Source organism: Lysinibacillus macroides (assembly GCF_001281525.1).
GTDB classification, from domain to species: Bacteria; Bacillota; Bacilli; order Bacillales_A; family Planococcaceae; genus Lysinibacillus; species Lysinibacillus macroides.
In genome coordinates, this window is record NZ_LGCI01000003.1 from 20,699 (window position 1) to 40,123 (window position 19,425).

Annotated in this window: 16 protein-coding genes and 1 riboswitch; of the genes, 3 read left to right on the forward strand and 13 right to left on the reverse strand. The window is 38.9% G+C overall.

Translation table 11 applies throughout. The features are described 5' to 3' along the window. Positions 1-77 precede the first annotated feature (77 nt). The 10 genes from dapA to hutH all read right to left on the reverse strand — a co-directional run bounded on the left by dapA (position 78) and on the right by hutH (position 9,926). Positions 78-965: a 4-hydroxy-tetrahydrodipicolinate synthase gene (gene dapA / locus ADM90_RS02230; RefSeq protein WP_053993441.1), complete on the reverse strand. Its 888-nt coding sequence runs from the start codon at positions 963-965 to the stop codon at positions 78-80. A gap of 16 nt (positions 966-981) precedes the next feature. Beyond that, positions 982-1,983, reverse strand: coding sequence for a hydroxyacid dehydrogenase (locus ADM90_RS02235; RefSeq protein WP_053993442.1), 1,002 nt, complete (start codon positions 1,981-1,983; stop codon positions 982-984). A 116-nt stretch (positions 1,984-2,099) separates the two neighbouring features. Continuing rightward, positions 2,100-2,822, reverse strand: a complete 723-nt coding sequence (locus tag ADM90_RS02240) for an amino acid ABC transporter ATP-binding protein (protein ID WP_053993443.1) — start codon at positions 2,820-2,822, stop codon at positions 2,100-2,102. Then, complete coding sequence (locus tag ADM90_RS02245; protein WP_053993444.1) at positions 2,819-3,475, reverse strand: amino acid ABC transporter permease; 657 nt, start codon at positions 3,473-3,475, stop codon at positions 2,819-2,821. Before ADM90_RS02245 ends, ADM90_RS02240 begins: the two co-directional genes overlap by 4 nt. Positions 3,476-3,511: 36 nt before the next feature. Next, positions 3,512-4,084 carry a transporter substrate-binding domain-containing protein gene (locus ADM90_RS02250; protein ID WP_268766601.1) on the reverse strand — a complete coding sequence of 191 codons (573 nt, stop codon included), beginning with the start codon at positions 4,082-4,084 and terminating at the stop codon, positions 3,512-3,514. A gap of 3 nt (positions 4,085-4,087) precedes the next feature. Further along, complete coding sequence (locus ADM90_RS02255; RefSeq protein WP_053993446.1) at positions 4,088-4,285, reverse strand: DcrB/PsbP domain-containing protein; 198 nt, start codon at positions 4,283-4,285, stop codon at positions 4,088-4,090. A 162-nt stretch (positions 4,286-4,447) separates the two neighbouring features. Beyond that, positions 4,448-5,164: a GntR family transcriptional regulator gene (locus tag ADM90_RS02260; RefSeq protein WP_053993447.1), complete on the reverse strand. Its 717-nt coding sequence runs from the start codon at positions 5,162-5,164 to the stop codon at positions 4,448-4,450. Positions 5,165-5,444: 280 nt separating this feature from the next. Next, positions 5,445-6,725 (reverse strand): imidazolonepropionase, encoded by a 1,281-nt coding sequence (gene hutI, locus ADM90_RS02265; RefSeq protein WP_053993448.1) that lies wholly within the window; start codon positions 6,723-6,725, stop codon positions 5,445-5,447. Continuing rightward, entirely contained in the window at positions 6,722-8,392 is a 1,671-nt protein-coding gene (hutU, locus tag ADM90_RS02270) for a urocanate hydratase (protein ID WP_053993449.1), read from the reverse strand. Before hutU ends, hutI begins: the two co-directional genes overlap by 4 nt. 19 nt (positions 8,393-8,411) lie before the next feature. After that, positions 8,412-9,926: a histidine ammonia-lyase gene (gene hutH, locus ADM90_RS02275; RefSeq protein ID WP_053993450.1), complete on the reverse strand. Its 1,515-nt coding sequence runs from the start codon at positions 9,924-9,926 to the stop codon at positions 8,412-8,414. 228 nt (positions 9,927-10,154) lie between these two features. On the opposite strand from hutH, the gene ADM90_RS02280 reads away from it, so the two are divergent. Together ADM90_RS02280 and ADM90_RS02285 are read left to right on the forward strand one after the other, a co-directional pair. Then, the gene (locus ADM90_RS02280) at positions 10,155-11,615 is read left to right on the forward strand and encodes a response regulator transcription factor (RefSeq protein ID WP_053993451.1); all 1,461 of its coding nucleotides are present in this window, start codon (positions 10,155-10,157) and stop codon (positions 11,613-11,615) included. A gap of 302 nt (positions 11,616-11,917) precedes the next feature. Beyond that, the gene (locus ADM90_RS02285; protein WP_053993452.1) at positions 11,918-13,423 is read left to right on the forward strand and encodes a catalase; all 1,506 of its coding nucleotides are present in this window, start codon (positions 11,918-11,920) and stop codon (positions 13,421-13,423) included. A gap of 120 nt (positions 13,424-13,543) precedes the next feature. Here ADM90_RS02285 and thiC read toward each other — a convergent pair whose 3' ends face one another. From thiC to ADM90_RS02300, 3 genes are all read right to left on the reverse strand, one after another. Then, positions 13,544-15,322: a phosphomethylpyrimidine synthase ThiC gene (gene thiC / locus ADM90_RS02290; protein ID WP_053993453.1), complete on the reverse strand. Its 1,779-nt coding sequence runs from the start codon at positions 15,320-15,322 to the stop codon at positions 13,544-13,546. Positions 15,323-15,466: 144 nt separating this feature from the next. Beyond that, positions 15,467-15,581: riboswitch (TPP riboswitch) on the reverse strand. A gap of 62 nt (positions 15,582-15,643) precedes the next feature. Then, positions 15,644-16,573: an AEC family transporter gene (locus tag ADM90_RS02295; RefSeq protein WP_053993454.1), complete on the reverse strand. Its 930-nt coding sequence runs from the start codon at positions 16,571-16,573 to the stop codon at positions 15,644-15,646. 285 nt (positions 16,574-16,858) lie between these two features. Beyond that, positions 16,859-18,865 carry a methyl-accepting chemotaxis protein gene (locus tag ADM90_RS02300; RefSeq protein ID WP_235473270.1) on the reverse strand — a complete coding sequence of 669 codons (2,007 nt, stop codon included), beginning with the start codon at positions 18,863-18,865 and terminating at the stop codon, positions 16,859-16,861. A gap of 202 nt (positions 18,866-19,067) precedes the next feature. Between ADM90_RS02300 and ADM90_RS02305 the strand changes: the two genes are divergently transcribed. Continuing rightward, on the forward strand, positions 19,068-19,425 hold a 358-nt coding region (locus tag ADM90_RS02305; protein ID WP_200908507.1), incomplete at its 3' end, for a transposase.

Sequence of the window (19,425 nt, forward strand, 5' to 3'; positions counted from 1 at the left end):
TCAGGTAGTTTGATTTGCTCCACTAGCAATCAGGGGAGAAGAGAATCCTCCACTGATTGAATGTGTACTTTCTTCACTTATCTTACTGGTACTTCTAATTCTGTTAACAGCTGTTTCAATTCCTCTTGAAGGTCAGTCGAAGCATCCACTAATGGCACTGAAACTGAGCCAACTGGTACATTAATCATACTTAACGCTGCTTTTACAGGTCCTGGATTGCCTTCTTTATATAATGCCTTCATTAATGGGAAGAATTTTTGATGTAATGCTACTGCCTCATCATATTTTTTCTCTTGAACGAAGTTATAAATTTGTACCCATACATCTGGAAGAAGGTTTGAGCTAGCCGTTATAGCACCTGGTGCTCCTGCGATAAATGAAGATACCGCCCTGAAATCTTCTCCACAAAGAACTGCGATTTTATCCCCAACTGTTTGAAGCAGCTCAAGAACATCACCAATATTATCTGAGCAAACTTTCATTCCTACTACATTTGGTACTTTTTCAACTACTTCTTTTACAACATCGTTTGCTAAATGAATACCTGTTTTGTAAGGGATGTTGTAAAGGATAATTGGCATATCTAAACGTCTATCAAGTTCTTGATAGTATTCGATAAAGCCTTGTCGTGTTGGATTTACATAGTATGGTGTCACGATCATCACAGCGTCAGCACCAGCTTGTTTAGCATAGTTTCCTAATTCTACATTGTCCCCTATTCCTGGAGAAAGTAAGCCTACTACCACTGGCACACGACTAGCTGATGCTTTGATTGCTACATCAATTGCAACTTTTCGCTGCTCCATAGTAAGCGCAGCATATTCACCTGTTCCACCTAGTACGAGTAAAGAGTGAATATTATTGTTCAGTTGATCTTCAATTAAATGGGCAAAGTTTTCTTGATCTACTGTCCCATCCTGATGTAAAGGTGTTACTAATGCTGTCATAATTCCATTGTATTTCATAATTAAAACGCTCCTTTTAAATGTTATTTAGTATTTTATAGGTCTTTGCAGAGCCTAATACTTGCGGATTTACCACATTTTTAGAAATTCTCCCATGTAACACAACACCAACCTCTTGTGTGATCGATTCAGAGCATCTATCCTTCGCCTCTAATGTATCGCCCCCGAAATGTGGTGTAAGAATAACATTATCCAAGGCAAAGAGCGGGTTATCACTAGCTGGGGGCTCTTGCTCTAAAACATCCAATGCTGCACCAGCGATTTGCTTATTCACCAATGCGTGATAGAGTGCTTCTTCATCAATCAATGGCCCTCTCCCCAAATTAATGACATATGCTGAATTCTTCATTAACTCAAATTGCTTTGTAGAAAATGAATGATATGTACCCTTCGTCAGTGGTGCATGTAAGGAGATAAAATCACATATTGGAAGGTTCATATTTAAATCATTGATTTTCACAACACCATGTAGCTGCATTTCGGATTCTGTGACGAATGGATCGAATCCTAAAACATTGATATTAAATGCCTTTGCTTTTTTAGCTAAATCCTGTCCAACTCTGCCCATTCCTACGATTAAAAGCGTCTTTCCATTCACTTCCATTGGGAAATATGTTTCTCGATAATGCCATTCATTATTTCGAACTTTTGCATCACTAATTTTTAAATTTCTACTTAAAGCTAGAACGGACATCATTGCATGCTCCGCAACAGATGTATAATTGCTGGAAGGTGCATTTAGTACAACTACATCATTTTCTGTAGCACTTTGAACATCTATATGGTCTAGCCCAACACCATGCATCCCAACAACTTCTAGGGAAGGACAGCTTTCTAAAATCTTTTTTGTTATTTTCTCTGTTCTGACGATCACCGCATGTGCCTGATGTTCATTGATATATTGAATAATGGTTTCCTCTGAACCATGCGGTGCTAACACTACATTAAAGAGATTCGTTAAATACTTAACACCATTCGCTCGAATAGTAGGTTCAATTAATAGAACTGTTTTTGTCATGTAATTTCTCCTCTAAACACTCTGTTATAATACTTAGTATACTAAGTTGGCATAAAAAAATATATCCTTTTAGGAATGGAAGTCTTCGTTTCTCAATACAAAGACTCCATTGCCTTTTATAATACTTTTGATAAAAATGCTCTTGTTCTTTCATGAGATGGGTTTGTAAATATATCTTTTGGATTTCCATCTTCCACAATATTACCCCCGTCAATATAGATCACACGATCAGCTACCTCACGCGCAAAGCCCATTTCATGTGTGACAATTACCATTGTCATTCCTTCTTGCGCTAGTTGCTTCATAACTCGTAAAACTTCACCAACCATTTCAGGGTCCAAGGCAGATGTCGGTTCATCAAATAGCATTACATGTGGCTCCATTGCTAACGCCCTTGCAATGGCAACACGTTGTTGCTGTCCACCTGATAAGTTCGTTGGATAAGCATCTGCTTTTGCTGCTAATCCTACTTTCTCTAGCAGTTCCATTGCCTGCTTTTCAGCTTCTGTCTTGCTTTTCTTTTTCAGCTTCATTGGTGCTAATGTAATATTTTCTAAAACTGTTTTTTGTGGAAATAGATTAAATTGTTGGAACACCATACCCATTTTTTGACGGAGCTTATTAATATCAACGCTTTTATCCAAAATATTTTCGCCTTCTATAATAATTTCCCCACCACTTGGCTCTTCCAATAGGTTCAAGCATCGTAAAAATGTACTTTTACCTGAACCAGAGGAGCCGATAATACACACAACCTCTTTTGCTGCAATCTCTGTGCTAATATTTTTTAAAACCTGTAACTCGCCAAAGGATTTTGCTAGATTATTTACTTTTATCATGAGATAACGAACCTCCGTTCCATCTTAGTTGAGATAAAGGAAACCGTGTAAATTGTGATAAAGTAGAATAATCCGACCATCGTTAATATTTCAAAGGATCTGAAATTCATCGCATAAATGGATTGTCCAACCATTGTTAATTCTGCAATACCGATAACTGACAGCATCGATGTATCCTTAATTGCATGCGTTAATTGGTTTACAAAGGATGGAATCATGCGTCGTACAGCTTGCGGTAAAATAATTAAAGCCATTGTTTGTGCATAAGAGAAACCTAATGATCTACCCGCTTCCATTTGACCTTTGCCGATCGATTCAATTCCTCCACGGAAAATCTCTGTGTTATAAGCCCCGATATTTAAACTAATGGCAATCAACCCTGCTGTAAAAGCAGAAAGATGAATATCTAAAGCTGTTGGTGCACCAAAGTAAATAAATAGTATTTGAATAAGTATTGGTGTACCACGAATAAGATTGACATAGATGGCTGCTGGATATCGTAAAACTGCGTACTTTGACATTCGCATAAAACAGGCAATAAGCCCAATTACAAGCGAGAAAATAATTGATAAAACAGATATTAATATTGTCATATATAAGCCTTTTAAAAGATAAGGCAGTGCGTCTACAATAACGTTAAAAGTTGTTTCCATACAAACACCTCACTTTAAATGAATCATTAACGAATCTTATTTACCAAACCATTTTTCATGGATTTTGTCATACTCACCATTTTCCTGAACCTTTTTTAAACCATCATTGATTTTATCAGCTAGCTCTTTATTTCCTTTTTTCACCGCAAATGCATGCTCATCCACTGTCATATGCTCGCCAACAATTCGGAATTTTACATTGTCCCCATCTACAGCCAAGCGATAATCTACTGTTGGAGAATTTAATACAAGTGCATCTGCATTTCCGTTCTCTACATCTAAATACAATGCATCAGTTTCTTTCAATGGCTTCGCTTGTCCACCATATTGCTCTGCTAATTTCTTCGCTTCTTCATATGTCGTAGAACCCTGTGTCGCAACAATTGTTTTACCTTTTAAATCCTCGAAAGATTGAATGGAACTATCGTTTGCTACAGCAAGCACTAGACCTGATTCTAAAAAGATATCCGTAAAATCTACTACTTCTTTTCGTTCTTCGCGTATTAAAATGGAAGAGGCAATATCTACCTGATTAGATTGTAAGCCTGGGATAAAACCATCAAACTTCATTTCTTTAAATTCAAGCTCCAAATTTTCTTCCTTTGCAATCGCTTACAATAAATCGTATTCAAAACCAGTTAATTTACCATCCTGTTTAAAAATAAGTGGTGGATAATTATTTAAAGCAGCTACGCTTACTTTTTCTGCACCATCCGCACTCTTATCATTGTTATTACTACACCCCACAAGACTCATGGATAACAATCCAACCGTCCCTAATAAAAAAAGCAATTTTCTCATTTTAAACATTTCTTCATCCCCTTTGTTCACTTTCATTTAATTCTGATAATACCGAATAATTAGATATTAAAATATAATACTAAGAATGTCAACATCTTATAATACTAAGTATTATATCGAGTTCCATGCTCATTTTGCCAACTTTCATCGTTTCGTTGGCTAATTAGTCTATTAGAACTTAAAATAAGAGTAATATTTCCAATTATCTGTATTTATATAGAATATATTCAAGTCCATAGGCTCCTTATTTTTTGCATAAGATATTCTTGTTCCTTTTAATACAGCTGCCGTATCGGAAATTTGCAGAGCACCCGCAATATATGGTGTCGCAATAACAGCCTCGATTTCATCCTCTACCTCAACAATATCCACATCCATTTTCTCTTTCAACAACTGTTGTACGGAGGAAATTGTTGTATTATCTTGATAGATGTCCGCAGAAAGTACAGGGCGAATATAGTGCTCTAAGAAAAACATGGGCTGATTATTTAAATAGCGAATTCTTTTTAAATAGATGATCCCTGTCTCTTCCTCTAGTTTCAATAGCTTAGCAAAATGGGGATTGACCACCTTTTTCACTTCAATTGTTTTAACAGATATCTTTTCCCAATCATTTGAATAATGATTTCTAAAGCCCGACATGCTCGTCCATGTTTGTTTTGGCTGTTGGTTGCTCACAAAAGAACCTTTCCCTTGCACCCTATGAATAAGCTTATCATTTTCAAGCTGCTTCAATGCATTCCTTACAGGTGTACGGCTGACATTGAACATTTTCTCCAGTTCAGCCTCAGAAGGTAAAATATCGCCCACTACATATGTGCCTTCCACGATTTTTTCCTTAATTGAGTCATAAATTTTTTGATAGGCTGGTTTCGTTTGAATAATCATCTACCCCACTTCTTTTTAGAATATAATACCCTATAATTCATTATTTTCACAAACGCTTATAATACTAAGTATACATTTAACTATAACCCTATCTTCAAATATGTGAAGACTTTTCCTCTAAATAGTCTTAATATATTTAAAGTGTATAACCCCATTATAATTATTTTTTGATTTCAATCACCAAAAAATATATAAAATCCCCCCATTTGTCAACAATGGGGGGAGAAAATTATTAATTTATTTGTCAACCATTCTATACTGATTGAGCAACCTCTCTCTTTCAATGCTCTTGTTCTAATAGAATGCCATTTTGCACAACGATGCGACCATTTTTAATGACTGTATTTGTATGATTCATGCCGTAGAAGTATTGTAATTGCTTATAGTTGGCAACGTCTAATAGAATAACGTCCGCCTGTTTATCTGCCTCAAGGGAGCCTATTTGTGCGCCCCGATTAATTGCATAGGCTGCATTAATCGTTGTTGCAGTTAATACCTCCTCTAAGGTCATGCCCATATGCATACAAGCTAAATTCATAATAAACGGCAAGCTCATTGTTGGTGACGAGCCTGGGTTAAAGTCTGTTGAAATAGCTACAGGTACACCTTCATCAATCATCAGGCGTCCTCTTGCAAAGGGCGCACGTAGGAAGAATGCAGTTCCTGGCAATAACACAGCAATTGTGCCCGCTTCAGCCATTTGTTGAATGCCTTCATCAGAGGCTACTAATAGATGCTCTGCTGAAATAGCACCTACCTCTGCGGCTAGCTCCGCTCCTTTATAGGGCTCGATTTCATCCGCATGGATTTTTGGTGTTAAGCCACGTGCTTTACCAGCCTCTAAAATACGCCGTGATTGCTCGGGTGTAAATACACCCTTTTCACAAAATACATCATTAAACTCAGCCAATTCTAGCTCTGCCACTTTCGGTAGCATTTCCTGAATTACAAGCTCAACAAAGTCATCCTCATGCCCCTTATAGTCACGTGGTACGGCATGAGCGCCCATAAAGGTGCTGACAACATCAACGCTATGTGTTTCCTGCAATTTTTTTGCAACCTCTAGCTGCTTCTTTTCAGTTTCCCAATCTAAGCCGTAGCCTGATTTTGCCTCAACGGTTGTCACACCATGCTTTAAAAATACATCTAAATGCTGCATCGTCTTTTTATATAATTGCTCAAAGCTTGTTTCTCTTGTACGCTTTGTTGTGGCATGTATACCGCCGCCTGCATTCATAATTTCCATATAGGTTGAGCCGTTGAGTCGCATATTAAACTCCTGCTCACGTGTTCCCCCATGCACTAAATGCGTATGACAATCCACCAAGCCAGGCATCACAACCTTACCAGCAGCATCCACAAGCTCAGCATTTTTTATGAAATCAGGGAAATCTACGACAAGTTGCTCAAAGGCACCTACTGCTACAATGCGGTTATCCTCTATTAACACACTGCCATTTTCTACAATGGCAATATCTCGCATCTGTTCCTTTGTTCGAGGCCCTTGCACATGGTCTTTTAACGTAATTACTTCATTGGCATTTTTTATTAGAATGGTCACTTCACATCATCCTTTAGCATTGGTATATGGACACCTTTGTTTTTCGCAGTCTTAACGGCAATATCATAGCCTGCATCAGCATGACGAGCAACACCCATCCCAGGATCAGAAACTAATACACGTGCTATTTTTTCAGCAGCAAGCTCTGATCCATCTGCTACTAACACTTGACCAGCATGCTGGGAATATCCCATACCTACACCACCACCATGATGCACACTCACCCAGCTTGCACCACTTGCTGTATTAACTAGTGCATTTAAAATTGGCCAATCCGATACTGCATCCGAACCATCTAACATGCCCTCTGTTTCACGGTTTGGCGATGCCACGGAGCCTGAATCCAAATGATCACGCCCAAAGACAATTGGTGCCGATAATTCACCATTGGCCACCATTTCATTTACTTTTAATGCAAAGCGGTGGCGATCACCATAGCCTAACCAGCAAATACGTGCAGGTAAGCCTTGCCATTTCACCATTTTTTGCGCCATATCAATCCAGTTAACAAGGCCTTCATCTTCAGCGAACATCTCTTTCGCAAGTGCATCTGTTTTATAAATATCCTCTGGGTCTCCTGAAAGAGCAGCCCAACGGAATGGGCCCTTGCCTTCACAGAACAATGGACGAATATATGCGGGTACAAAGCCTGGGAAATCAAAGGCATTTGTCACACCCATTTCTTTGGCATAGGCGCGAATATTATTGCCATAATCAAATACTTCTGCGCCTGCCTCTTGGAATGCTAGCATTGTACGCACATGCTCTGCCATTGTTTCCTTTGCTCTACGCTCATATGTTTTTACATCTGTTTTGCGCAGTTCCAATGCTTCTTCAAAGGTCATACCATTTGGTACATAGCCATTAATCGGGTCATGTGCAGATGTTTGATCTGTCACAAAATCTGGAATAATGCCACGATTCAATAGCTCACGATTAACATCTGCACAGTTACCAACAAGACCAATCGAAGCTGGCTCTTTTTGATTACGTAATTTATCAACTAATGCAATCGCCTCGTCCACAGTTTCCACGAGGTAATCACAGTAGCCTTCTTTAATTTTACGTTCAATGCGGGTACGATCTACCTCAACTACTAGAATCACAGCACCTGCCATTTTCCCCGCTAAAGGCTGTGCACCGCTCATGCCACCCATACCACCTGTAAGAATAAATTTCCCACGTAAATCCGCAGTGCCAAACACCTTTTTACCCGCTTCTACAAAAGATAAATAAGTTCCCTGTAAAATGCCTTGAGCACCGATATAAATCCAGCTACCCGCAGTCATTTGACCATACATCATTAAATCTCTATCCTCTAATTCATAGAAGTGATCCCAAGTTGCCCATGCTGGGACAAGGTTTGAGTTGGCAATCAACACACGAGGAGAATGCTCATGTGTACGGAATACCGCTACAGGCTTCCCAGATTGAATCAGCAATGTTTCATCATTCTCTAACTTTTTTAACGAAGCGATAATTTGTTTATAGCTTTCCCAATTACGGGCGGCCCTGCCAATTCCCCCATAAACAATTAACTCATCTGGATTTTCTGCTACTTCAGGATCTAAATTGTTCATCAGCATACGCATTGCCGCTTCCTGTGTCCAGCCCTTGCATGTTAATGTATTTCCCCGTGGTGCACGAATATTTGTTGTTATTTTCATACGCCTATCCCCTTTCATATTATTTAGATAATTCCACTAAATCATTACTATCTAGTAAATACTGTGCTAGTGCTTCAATTTCCTCGCCAATTGGTTGATCTGCTAGTAATGGTGGGCAGTATTCACGTACCTTCTCTAAATACTTGCGAGTTGTTGGAGATAATTCGCCTTCAGCCTTATCTAAATAGATAGCCTGCGATGCACAGATCATTTCAATTGCTATGACACGAGCAGCATTGTGAACAATCTGACGTACTTGACGAGCAGAAGTTGTTCCCATGCTCACATGATCCTCTTGGTTACCAGATGTAGGAATTGAATCTACACTAGAAGGATGCGCCAGCACCTTATTTTCTGACACAATGGACGCTGCTGTATACTGAGCAATCATAAGCCCGCATTCAATCCCAGGATTTGTTGCTAAAAACGGTGGTAACCCTTCATTTAGCTGAGGATTTACCATTCGTTCTGTACGACGCTCTGAAATATTTGCCCACTCACTGACCCCAACTTTTAAAAAGTCCATTGCTAAAGCAATCGGTTGACCATGGAAATGTCCACCTGACAGCACCTCACCACTTTCTAAAACAATTGGATTATCCGTTGTCGCATTCATTTCTGTTTGTACACGATTTTCTGCATAGAAAAATGATTGCCAGGAAGCTCCATGTACTTGTGGGATACAGCGCAGTGAATACGCATCCTGCATACGAATTTCTCCTTGCTGTGTGACGCGTTTACTATTCTCAAGCCACTTACGAATACGTCCCCCGACAAGCTCTAATTCTGAATGTGGTCTTACTGCTAAAAGCGCTGGATCAAATGCCGATATAATACCTTTTAATGCTTCAAGCGTTAAACTAGCCGCCATATCCGCAGCAAGCCCAATACGTTCAGCTTCATTGACTGTTAATACACCAATACCTGTCATTGCCTGTGTACCATTGACGAGTGCCAGCCCTTCTTTAGCTTGAAGTCGCACAGGGGAAAGTCCTGCCTGCTGTAATGCCTCACTACCAGATATTACTTGCCCGTTAAATTCCGCCTTGCCTTCACCCACTAGCACTAAGGCCAAATGTGATAATGGCGCTAAATCGCCACTCGCTCCCACGGAACCCTGTGACGGCACAATGGGATGAATCCCTTTATTAATAAACTCTACTAATAGCTGTACGGTTTCCTCCCGAATACCCGAAAATCCTCTTGCTAAAGCATTCACACGCAGTACCATCATGGCCCGCACAACATCAGTTGGGAATGGCTTGCCAACCCCTGTTGCATCTGAACGTAATAAATTTAACTGTAAAAGCTCAATATCCCTTTCTTCAATTTTGATATTGCTCAGCTTACCGAATCCTGTATTGACACCATAAATCGTTTGTCCTTCTGCTAAACGCTTCTCAATACGCTCCCTGCTTAAACGAATACGCGCCACACTTTCCGCAGACAATGCAACCATTGCATGCCCCTTCACAATTTGTTCGATTTGCTGTCTTGTTAATGTATTGCCATCAAGCTCGATGATTGACTTCACATGACATCCCCCTGTTTCTTATATGGCTATATAAAAATTTTTATTAAGCGCTTTCGCATACATTTAAAAATAATTCATTACTCTATTTACATTGTACTAACTCCCTTTTTCGGAATATAGAGAATTTTAAAAGGGGAAATATAATTTTTTTCAGATTTCTATGTTATTTTTAATAATATAATCGTACTTTTATCCAAAACTAGAATATTTTAAGGAAAGGTGAGGTAGATGAGGCTACTATTAATTGATCGAGATTCTACGGAACTCTCAGGAATAAAGTGGTTTTTACATACATATTTCCCTGGCGATATTGTTATTGAAATATGTACAACTATTTCAGAAATATCCCAAAGCATTCAACAATGTAAGCCAGATGCCATTCTTGTAAATATCGACTTACTTTCTAAGCAACGTCTGACTGCTCTTTATCGCGATGTACAACAGCTTGCTATTGCGATTTTAGCCATGACAACAGAGCCTTTATTTAAAAATGCACTAAAGGCAATTGAATTACAAGTAGCGCATCTTTTTGTAAAGCCGATTGATTTAGAGGTATTAAAGCAACAGCTGACAGCTATTTCACTTCGCACACCACAGTTTATGGAATATGCGCAGGAAGCTACAAATGAAACCTTTTACTATCAATTATTTTTAGATCATAAATCCAGCTCTATTGAAACAGAGATTATCTTCACAATGATTGAACCTGAGCATATTGAAGCCTTTCATAAGCTCTATAGCTGGCTTCAACAAACACCTATTCATTTTCATATGAGAAGCTATCCGTTATCAGATAAAATAGTATGCCTTTTCCAAACAGCTGATCTTAAAATGGTGGAGAAGGATGTACGAACATTGATGAAGGAATGGCATGTCATTAGTAATAGCTCTTTAAATATAGGTATTTATGATGGTGCACCAGCAACAATCAAAAATATGTATACATTAACAAAGCGTGCACTTCATCAAAGCTTTTATGAAGGCTTTGGGCAAATTTTTTATGCTAGCAAACAATTTGAAGCACAGCCTTTCGATCCCTTATTAACACCTGAGGAGCAGCAATTATTAATAAGTAGCTTAGAGGATGGTAATTTGGAGGCTGTAAAGGCATTTTTGTATCGTCTGGCGAATGAGGGCATTTATTATGAGCAAGATGATTTACGCATTCATCTCACAAGTGTTTTAGCACAAATTCGACGTTTTATGTTGAAATATAAATTACATGAAAAAGCAGCGGTAGAGCAAAGTTATCGTCAGCTATTTCACTTAATCATTGAACATCCTATACTGTATACCATTCTCAATGGCATCATTTCCTTTACACAAAGATTAATTGAATTAGCTGGTGAGGCCCGCATGGAAAAAAGAGCTGATTATGTGGAACTTGCTGTAGAAATCATTGATCAGCAATTTAAGGATAGTGCTCTTTCTCTACCATATGTTGCACAGAAGCTTGGCATTAGCCCTAATTATTTAAGTACCATTTTTTCAAGGAAGCAAGGTCTACCATTTAAACGTTATTTACAGCAGACAAGAATTCATCATGCTACAAAAATGCTTGTAGAAACAGATTTTGCAATTAGTGAAGTCGCTCAATTAAATGGCTTTGATGACCCTAATTATTTTATTAAAATATTTAAACAGCAAGTTGGTATAACGCCTAATCGCTATCGAAAAGCAATATACTAGCGCTATTAGTAATTTTCAATTAGTTTGTTTTATTTTCAATAGCGTTTTTTATAATACTAGTTATTATTTATAAGCTTCTTTCATTCTTTCTATAAAAATTTTTATAATGTCATTCAAAATTACTGATAATAAGGTAGAAACTATGTATAAAGTTTCTCCTTTCAACATATTATTATAGTTGACCTTTAAATATATAAATTCTTTAACGATAATTATTATAATGTACTAGCAATTCTAGTTTATATTTGTTATAGTTATAGACGAAGCGTTTGATTCACATTTTTTTCAGGAGGTAAACTAATATGACAAATGCAAATGATCGTAGCCGTCGTTTTACAACAGCAGGTGGTGCTCCAGTAGTAAGTAACCATGACTCTATGTCAGCAGGTCCACGTGGCCCTCTTTTACTTCAAGATGTATGGTTGGTTGAAAAGCTCGCAAACTTCAACCGTGAAGTAATTCCTGAGCGTCGCATGCATGCAAAAGGTTCTGGTGCTTTTGGTACATTTACTGTAACGCATGATATTACAAAGTATACGAAAGCAAAAATATTCTCAGAGATTGGTAAGAAAACAGAAATGTTCGCTCGCTTCTCTACAGTTGCTGGTGAACGTGGTGCTGCAGATGCTGAGCGTGATATTCGTGGCTTTGCTCTTAAGTTCTATACAGAGGAAGGTAACTGGGATCTAGTAGGAAATAATACACCTGTATTCTTCTTCCGTGACCCATTACACTTTACAGATTTAAATCACGTGGTAAAGCGTGATCCACGTACAAATATGAAAAACGCTAATTCAAACTGGGATTTCTGGACTTCATTACCAGAGGCTCTTCACCAAGTCACAATCGTTATGTCTGATCGTGGTATTCCAACTGGCTACCGCAATATGCACGGCTTTGGCTCTCATACGTATAGCTTTATCAATGCAGATAACGAGCGTGTATGGGTGAAATTCCACTTCCGTACAGAGCAAGGCATTAAAAACCTAACAGGTGCTGAGGCTAATGAAGTCATTGGCCAAGATCGTGAATCTTCACAACGTGATTTATATGAAGCAATTGAAAAAGGCGACTTCCCTAAATGGAAAATGTACGTACAGGTAATGACAGAGGAGCAAGCGCGTGAGCTACCATACAACCCATTTGATTTAACAAAGGTATGGTATAAAAAAGACTTCCCATTAATTCCTGTAGGTGAATTCGAGTTAAATAAAAACCCGGATAACTACTTTGCAGAGGTTGAGCAAGCAGCATTTGCACCGTCTAACATTGTTCCTGGGATTAGCTTCTCACCAGATAAAATGCTACAAGGACGTATCTTTGCATATGCTGATGCACAACGCTACCGTCTTGGTGTAAATCACTATATGCTACCTGTTAACGCACCAAAATGCCCATTCCGTACATTCCATCGTGATGGGGCTATGCGCTTTGATGGCAACCTTGGTTCAACGTTAGGTTATGAGCCAAATAGCTATGGTGAATGGGAGCATAACTTAGATCATAAAGAGCCTGAATTACGCATTGATGGTCATGCAGGGATTCATGACTTCCGTGAAGACGATAACAATTACTTTGAGCAACCAGGTAAGCTATTCCGTCTAATGACTGCGGAAGAGCAACAACGCCTGTTTGAAAATACAGCAAATGATATGGCTGCTGTTGAAGAGTTCATCAAACGCCGCCACATCCTTCACTGCTATCTAGCTGACCCAGCATATGGTGAAGGTGTCGCAAAAGCGATGGGTCTTTCATTAGAAGGTATGGACCTTACAAACCCATACGTAAAACAACCGACAAACGTTTAAGATTCCACTTATTATTGATATCCAAATTCAACTTTTACTCCATGTGAATCTATTATTCACATGGAGCTTTTTTGTATAAAAAAGACTTGTGTCAAATGAAACCAACACAAGTCTTTTCCCTTATTGATAGATTTGGCTACCTGCTTTTTTAAATTCCTCGGCCTTTTCCTTCATGCCTTGATGGATCGCTTCAGTTGTATTCAAATCCTTATCTTTCGCATAATTACGAATATCCTGTGAAATTCGCATACTACAGAATTTAGGCCCACACATAGAACAAAAATGTGCTGTTTTTGCTCCCTCTGCTGGCAGTGTCTCATCATGATACTCCACTGCACGTTCTGGATCTAGTGACAGATTGAATTGATCGCGCCAACGGAATTCAAAGCGTGCTTTAGACAATGCATCGTCCCGCTGTTGTGCACCAGGATGCCCTTTTGCTAAATCAGCAGCATGTGCAGCAATTTTATAAGTGATCACGCCCACGCGAACGTCCTCGCGATTCGGTAAACCAAGATGCTCCTTCGGTGTCACATAACAAAGCATTGCTGTACCAAACCAGCCGATCATCGCTGCCCCAATAGCTGAGGTGATATGGTCATAGCCTGGAGCAATATCTGTTGTGAGTGGTCCCAATGTATAGAAGGGCGCTTCCTTACAAACCTCTAATTGTTTGTCCATATTTTCTTTAATCAGATGCATCGGTACATGACCCGGACCTTCAACCATCACCTGAACATCATGCTTCCAAGCAATTTGTGTTAGTTCGCCTAGTGTTTCAAGCTCTGCAAATTGTGCCTCATCATTGGCATCTGCAATGGAACCTGGACGTAAGCCATCCCCTAATGAAAAAGCAACATCATAAGCTTTCATAATTTCACAGATTTCCTCAAAGTGTGTATAAAGGAAATTCTCTTGATGATGATATAAACACCACTGTGCCATTATAGAGCCCCCTCGAGATACAATACCTGTTACACGATTTACTGTAAGCGGTACATAGCGTAAAAGGACACCTGCATGAATAGTGAAGTAATCCACACCCTGCTCAGCTTGCTCGATGAGGGTATCACGATAAACCTCCCATGTTAAATCCTCTGCTACACCATTTACCTTTTCTAAAGCCTGATAAATTGGCACTGTTCCCACTGGCACTGCAGCATTTCGAATAATCCATTCTCTTGTTGTATGGATATGTTTACCTGTTGAAAGATCCATAATATTATCTGCACCCCATCGAGTTGCCCAAGTCATTTTCTCAACTTCTTCCGCAATGGAAGAAGTTACAGCAGAATTCCCAATATTCGCATTGATCTTCACATGGAAATTACGACCGATAATCATTGGCTCTGCCTCAGGATGATTAATATTAGAAGGCATTATAGCACGCCCTGCTGCAATTTCTGACCGAACAAATTCAGGTTCCATATTTTCACGAATCGCTACAAACTCCATTTCAGGCGTTATAATCCCCTTTCGTGCATAGTGAAGCTGTGTCACATTTTTACCTTTTTTAGCACGCAAAGGCTTTCTCGCCAACTCAGGGAAGACATTTTCTTGAATGCGCGGGTCATCAACACGACGAAAGCCATTATCCTCCGGTTTAATGGAGCGTCCCTCATATGCTTCTACATCCCCTCGCTCTTGAATCCATGCATTTCGTAAGGTAGGTAAACCTTTCGTAATATCTATTTGGTAGGCTGGATCTGTATAGGGCCCACTCGTATCATATACTCGAATAGGGGCATTTTCTTCATTTCCAAAACTTCCGGTTGTCGGACTTAATGCAATTTCTCGCATAGGTACTAGAATATCTGGGCGTGATCCTTCCACATATACTTTTTTGCTTCCTTCAAAGCTGGACATAATGGTAATATTCTTTTCACTAATTGCTGACATGAACTACTTCTCTCCCTTACATATATTGTGATACAAGGACCGAATCTAGCTCACCCCAACAAAATAAATAAAAGCCGAATCCAAAATAATCATTTGGATCCGGCCGTCAATGTAAAGGTCTATTGATTGCATACATTATACGATGCAATAGCTTCTTAACTTTCCCACGCTGGTATGAGCCAGATCAGGTCCAAAGGGTCAAGAAACTTTTTAGCGTTTCCCTCTCAGCCTGACTCATCAGACTCCCCTAGTTAATACTATTTAGTTTGATGCTAGTGTAGCAGATATTGCTAAGAGATGGAAGCTTATTTTTTCCTTTCCCTACGCAAATAATATTTCTGCTAGATAAATAACAACGGTTACCGTTATACAGCTTACAATTGTTGAAAACAATACGGTTTGTGCAGCGATTGCTGATTCCACATCATATTCTAATGCTAAACTAGAGCTATTGCGGGATGTTGGAAAAGCACTGGCGATCAGCAATGATTGTGCAACAACTCCGTCCAAGCCCAATAGAAAAATAATTGCTAATGCTATAGCTGGCCCAATAATTAAACGCGTAAAACAACTAATAAAAACCGTTTTATTAAACATTGATTTTATTTCAAGCTGTGATAGCTGTGCACCCAAAGTGATTAATGCCACCGCAATAAAACCATCTGCTACATGGTCTATCGGAATTCTAATAAACTGTGGAATACCAATATTCCAATAGTTCATAGCGACTCCAATAATAAGTGCGTGAATAATCGGCATTTTAAAAAAGTCTTTGATAATTGAGAGACCTGATTTTGTAGAGGAAATTAAATTATATAAACCATATGTATAAGTTGTCATATTTTGAAATATAACAAGAATGACTTGAATGGCTACACCAATGGGCTGCATGGCAAAAATCATCTGAGCAACAGGAATACCATAATTACCCGAGTTAATAAGTACCACACTATTTTTAAAGACAGCTGCCTCTGTTTTCACTAATCCAAGCCCTTTCGCTAAAAGGTGACTAAGCAGCATTTGACTTCCCATGAACAGCACAATAAATAGCGCTACCTCTCCAAGCACAGATAATTCTACACTTGTTTCATATAAATTAATAAAAACAGCTGCTGGCATAAAACAATAGGTAATAAGCTGCGATAATGCTTTTAAGTTAAATCGAAATTTCTTTTGCAAGATCGCTCCTAGTACAAGCAACACTAAGATAGGCGCGACAATTTGAAAGAAAATCATACCAAGATAAGCCATATAAATGCCCTCCTTTCCATCCCTAATAGTAGTGCTGATTATTCATGAGGTCAATTAAAGCGTAATAATAGCACGGTTATCCTTTCGTTATGGTGTGCTATCCATTCCTTTACATAGCTATCCTTTTGCGAAGGCTCTTTCTGTTATGCTTGTCTATCTATCCTCCCTTTTCACTTAGCTAGCCGTGGCTTTCTTCTGGCTATCCTCCTCTTCCCGTCTTCTATCCGCCACCACAGATCAGATAAAAGAAAGGCTACCCTCCGATTAGGCAGCCTTCCCCATTCTTTATGCAAGTTTAAATCGATTCACGACCTCTTGTAGCTCCTGAGAAATATGATTCATATTGTCAATAGACGTTGCTACCTTTTGCAACTCTGCTTGTTGATCCATTGCAGAGGCACTTACTTGCTCAGCAGAGGCAGCAGTTTCCTCTGAAATCGCTGAAATGCTTTGGATAGCCATAATTGCCTGATTTTTATATTCCAATATATGAGCAAGCTTATTCATTAACTCCGTAATTGAAGTAGCGATGGAATGAGATAATTCACTGCTGTCTTTAAAGGCTCGCTGTGTGCTTTGTACGGATTCACTTTGAGATTGCATTAAATCTGCATTTGAAGTGATAACAGCGATTGTTTGAAAAGAACTATTTAGGATGTTCTCTACAGTATTTTGAATCATTTCTGTTTCTTTTCTCGATTGCTCCGCTAGCTTTTTTACTTCCTCCGCTACCACTGCAAACCCTTTGCCGTGTTCGCCAGCACGTGCAGCCTCAATACTGGCATTTAAAGCTAATAGATTTGTTTGCTCTGTAATATTTTGAATAGAGGAAATAATCTGATTAATATTGATAATACTAGATCCCAATGCCTCCATTTGTTGTTGAATCCGTCCATTCATCTCATTTGTTTCACTATTACGCTCGTGTAAGTTTTTAACTTCTTCCATCCCTTTTTCTGTCGTTGCATTAGTTTGACGAGAAATCTTCTCCATTTCATTAGAAAGTGCAGTAATCGCATCAATTTGCTCTGCTAAATCCATCATTTGACAATTCGTTTCTTCGGTATCCTCTGATTGCTTAGAGGCTCCTTGTGCAATTTCATTGATAGCTACTGAAACCTCTTGACTCGAAGCAATGATTTCATTAAAAGCCTCATGAATTTGGTTGGAAGACTGGTTCAATAATGCCGTAGCATTTAAGACCGTTTGCATCGCATCAGTATTTTTATCGAGCATATTGTTATAAGCAGATGCGACCTCTCCAATTTCATCAGCCTTAATATATTTTTCATCTACTTTTTGCGTTAAATCACCCTCTGCTGCTCGTTCAATCGATGCACGTAAGAATTTTAACGGCTTTAGCTGTCGATAGATAAACAGCACACTTGCCACAGCCATTAATGCCACCATAATAATGCCTGCTACCACTGCAAACATGGATATATAGTGATAGGTTTCTAGGATTTTTGACTCAGGCAGCACGATTTGAACAATCCAAGCTTCATCAGTATTCTCTAAAAGCATCGGGGCAAACACATTAAAAGCTTTCTCCTTTAACTGCGCAGAATCTATATACATTGTTGTGATTTGGCCACTTTCCATTGCTTTGCCTATATTAGTCCACGCTGTATCCTCTTGCATATTACGCCCATCTAGCTCTTCACCAAAGCTATTGGCTGTTAACATACCTTGGTTCGTAATAATGGTAGCATAACCGCCTTCAGGTGCGACAGATTTTGTTAATTCATTTAAGTAATCAATGGAGATATCTGCTGTCAACACCCCAAAGAATGCACCTGAAGCATCGACTAATGGCACTGAAATGGTTGTCATTAATACAGTCTGTCCATTCACATTATAATCATAAGGCTCCGTTAAAACCGAGCGCCCTTCCTCTTTTGGCACCCAATACCATTCGGAGACAGCTCTATCGTCAGTTCCTTCCACAACAGCAGATGTAATGTCATTATTACTTTTACTTAAATAAGGGCTAAAACGCTTTTTTGGATCGACTAAAGCAGGAACTTCATTTGGTTCAAGGGGAATGGTATCCGGATCAAAAATAGCTCCTACACCTACTAAATCATCATTATTAACTAAATTACTTTCCATTATGTCTAAGATCGCTTTTGTAGATAATGTATTATTCTTTTCCATACTTTCAACTATTCGTTTTGTTGTCAGTAATGTCGTATTTGCTTTTTTAAAACGTTCACTCATAATAGCTGCTGAGGACTCAGCCGTTTGCAATGCTCCATACTCTGCATCTTCTATACTTTGTTTTTTGATCATCACACCCGTTATAACTGTATAGGTTATAAATAATACTAAAAATAGTCCTATTACAAGAGAAGATAGTTTTAAAGCAATACTTCTGTACTTTTTCAGAGAGTATAAAATATTTTGTGTAAATAGAAAATTCCATAGAAAAAGGAAGACCCTTTCTTGGTAGAATTAAGTCACCACAACCAATCCTAGAAAAGAGGTCTTCCCTATGAATCAGTTTACAACAGAAATTGTCGATGCACTAGTCAAAAAACAAGATATTACCGAGGTTTTTCGTTCGCACTTGGAAATGGCGATCAACTCGCTACTGGCGACAGAGCTGACGGAATTTTTGGATTACGAAAAATACGATCGTATCGGGTTCAACTCAGGCAATTCTCGCAATGGGTCTTATTCGCGTACACTTCACACGGAGTACGGCGATTTAACGCTTCAAATCCCGCGGGATCGCAACGGTGAGTTTAAACAACAGACAGTGGTACCATATAAGCGCTCGAACGATACGCTGGAAGAAACGGTCATTCACTTGTTCAAAAAAGGCATTACGATGGCGGAAATTGCGCAAT

Bases quoted from the DNA above. Each gene is read 5' to 3' on its own strand.
- thiC (WP_053993453.1), bottom strand. From the start codon at position 15,322: ATGTCAGCAATTAGTGAAAAGAATATTACCATTATGTCCAGCTTTGAA.
- ADM90_RS02300 (WP_235473270.1), bottom strand. From the start codon at position 18,865: ATGATCAAAAAACAAAGTATAGAAGATGCAGAGTATGGAGCATTGCAA.
- ADM90_RS02280 (WP_053993451.1), top strand. From the start codon at position 10,155: ATGAGGCTACTATTAATTGATCGAGATTCTACGGAACTCTCAGGAATA.
- ADM90_RS02260 (WP_053993447.1), bottom strand. From the start codon at position 5,164: ATGATTATTCAAACGAAACCAGCCTATCAAAAAATTTATGACTCAATT.
- hutU (WP_053993449.1), bottom strand. From the start codon at position 8,392: ATGAAAATAACAACAAATATTCGTGCACCACGGGGAAATACATTAACA.
- ADM90_RS02235 (WP_053993442.1), bottom strand. From the start codon at position 1,983: ATGACAAAAACAGTTCTATTAATTGAACCTACTATTCGAGCGAATGGT.
- ADM90_RS02240 (WP_053993443.1), bottom strand. From the start codon at position 2,822: ATGATAAAAGTAAATAATCTAGCAAAATCCTTTGGCGAGTTACAGGTT.
- ADM90_RS02245 (WP_053993444.1), bottom strand. From the start codon at position 3,475: ATGGAAACAACTTTTAACGTTATTGTAGACGCACTGCCTTATCTTTTA.
- ADM90_RS02285 (WP_053993452.1), top strand. From the start codon at position 11,918: ATGACAAATGCAAATGATCGTAGCCGTCGTTTTACAACAGCAGGTGGT.
- ADM90_RS02255 (WP_053993446.1), bottom strand. From the start codon at position 4,285: ATGTTTAAAATGAGAAAATTGCTTTTTTTATTAGGGACGGTTGGATTG.
- ADM90_RS02295 (WP_053993454.1), bottom strand. From the start codon at position 16,573: ATGGCTTATCTTGGTATGATTTTCTTTCAAATTGTCGCGCCTATCTTA.
- dapA (WP_053993441.1), bottom strand. From the start codon at position 965: ATGAAATACAATGGAATTATGACAGCATTAGTAACACCTTTACATCAG.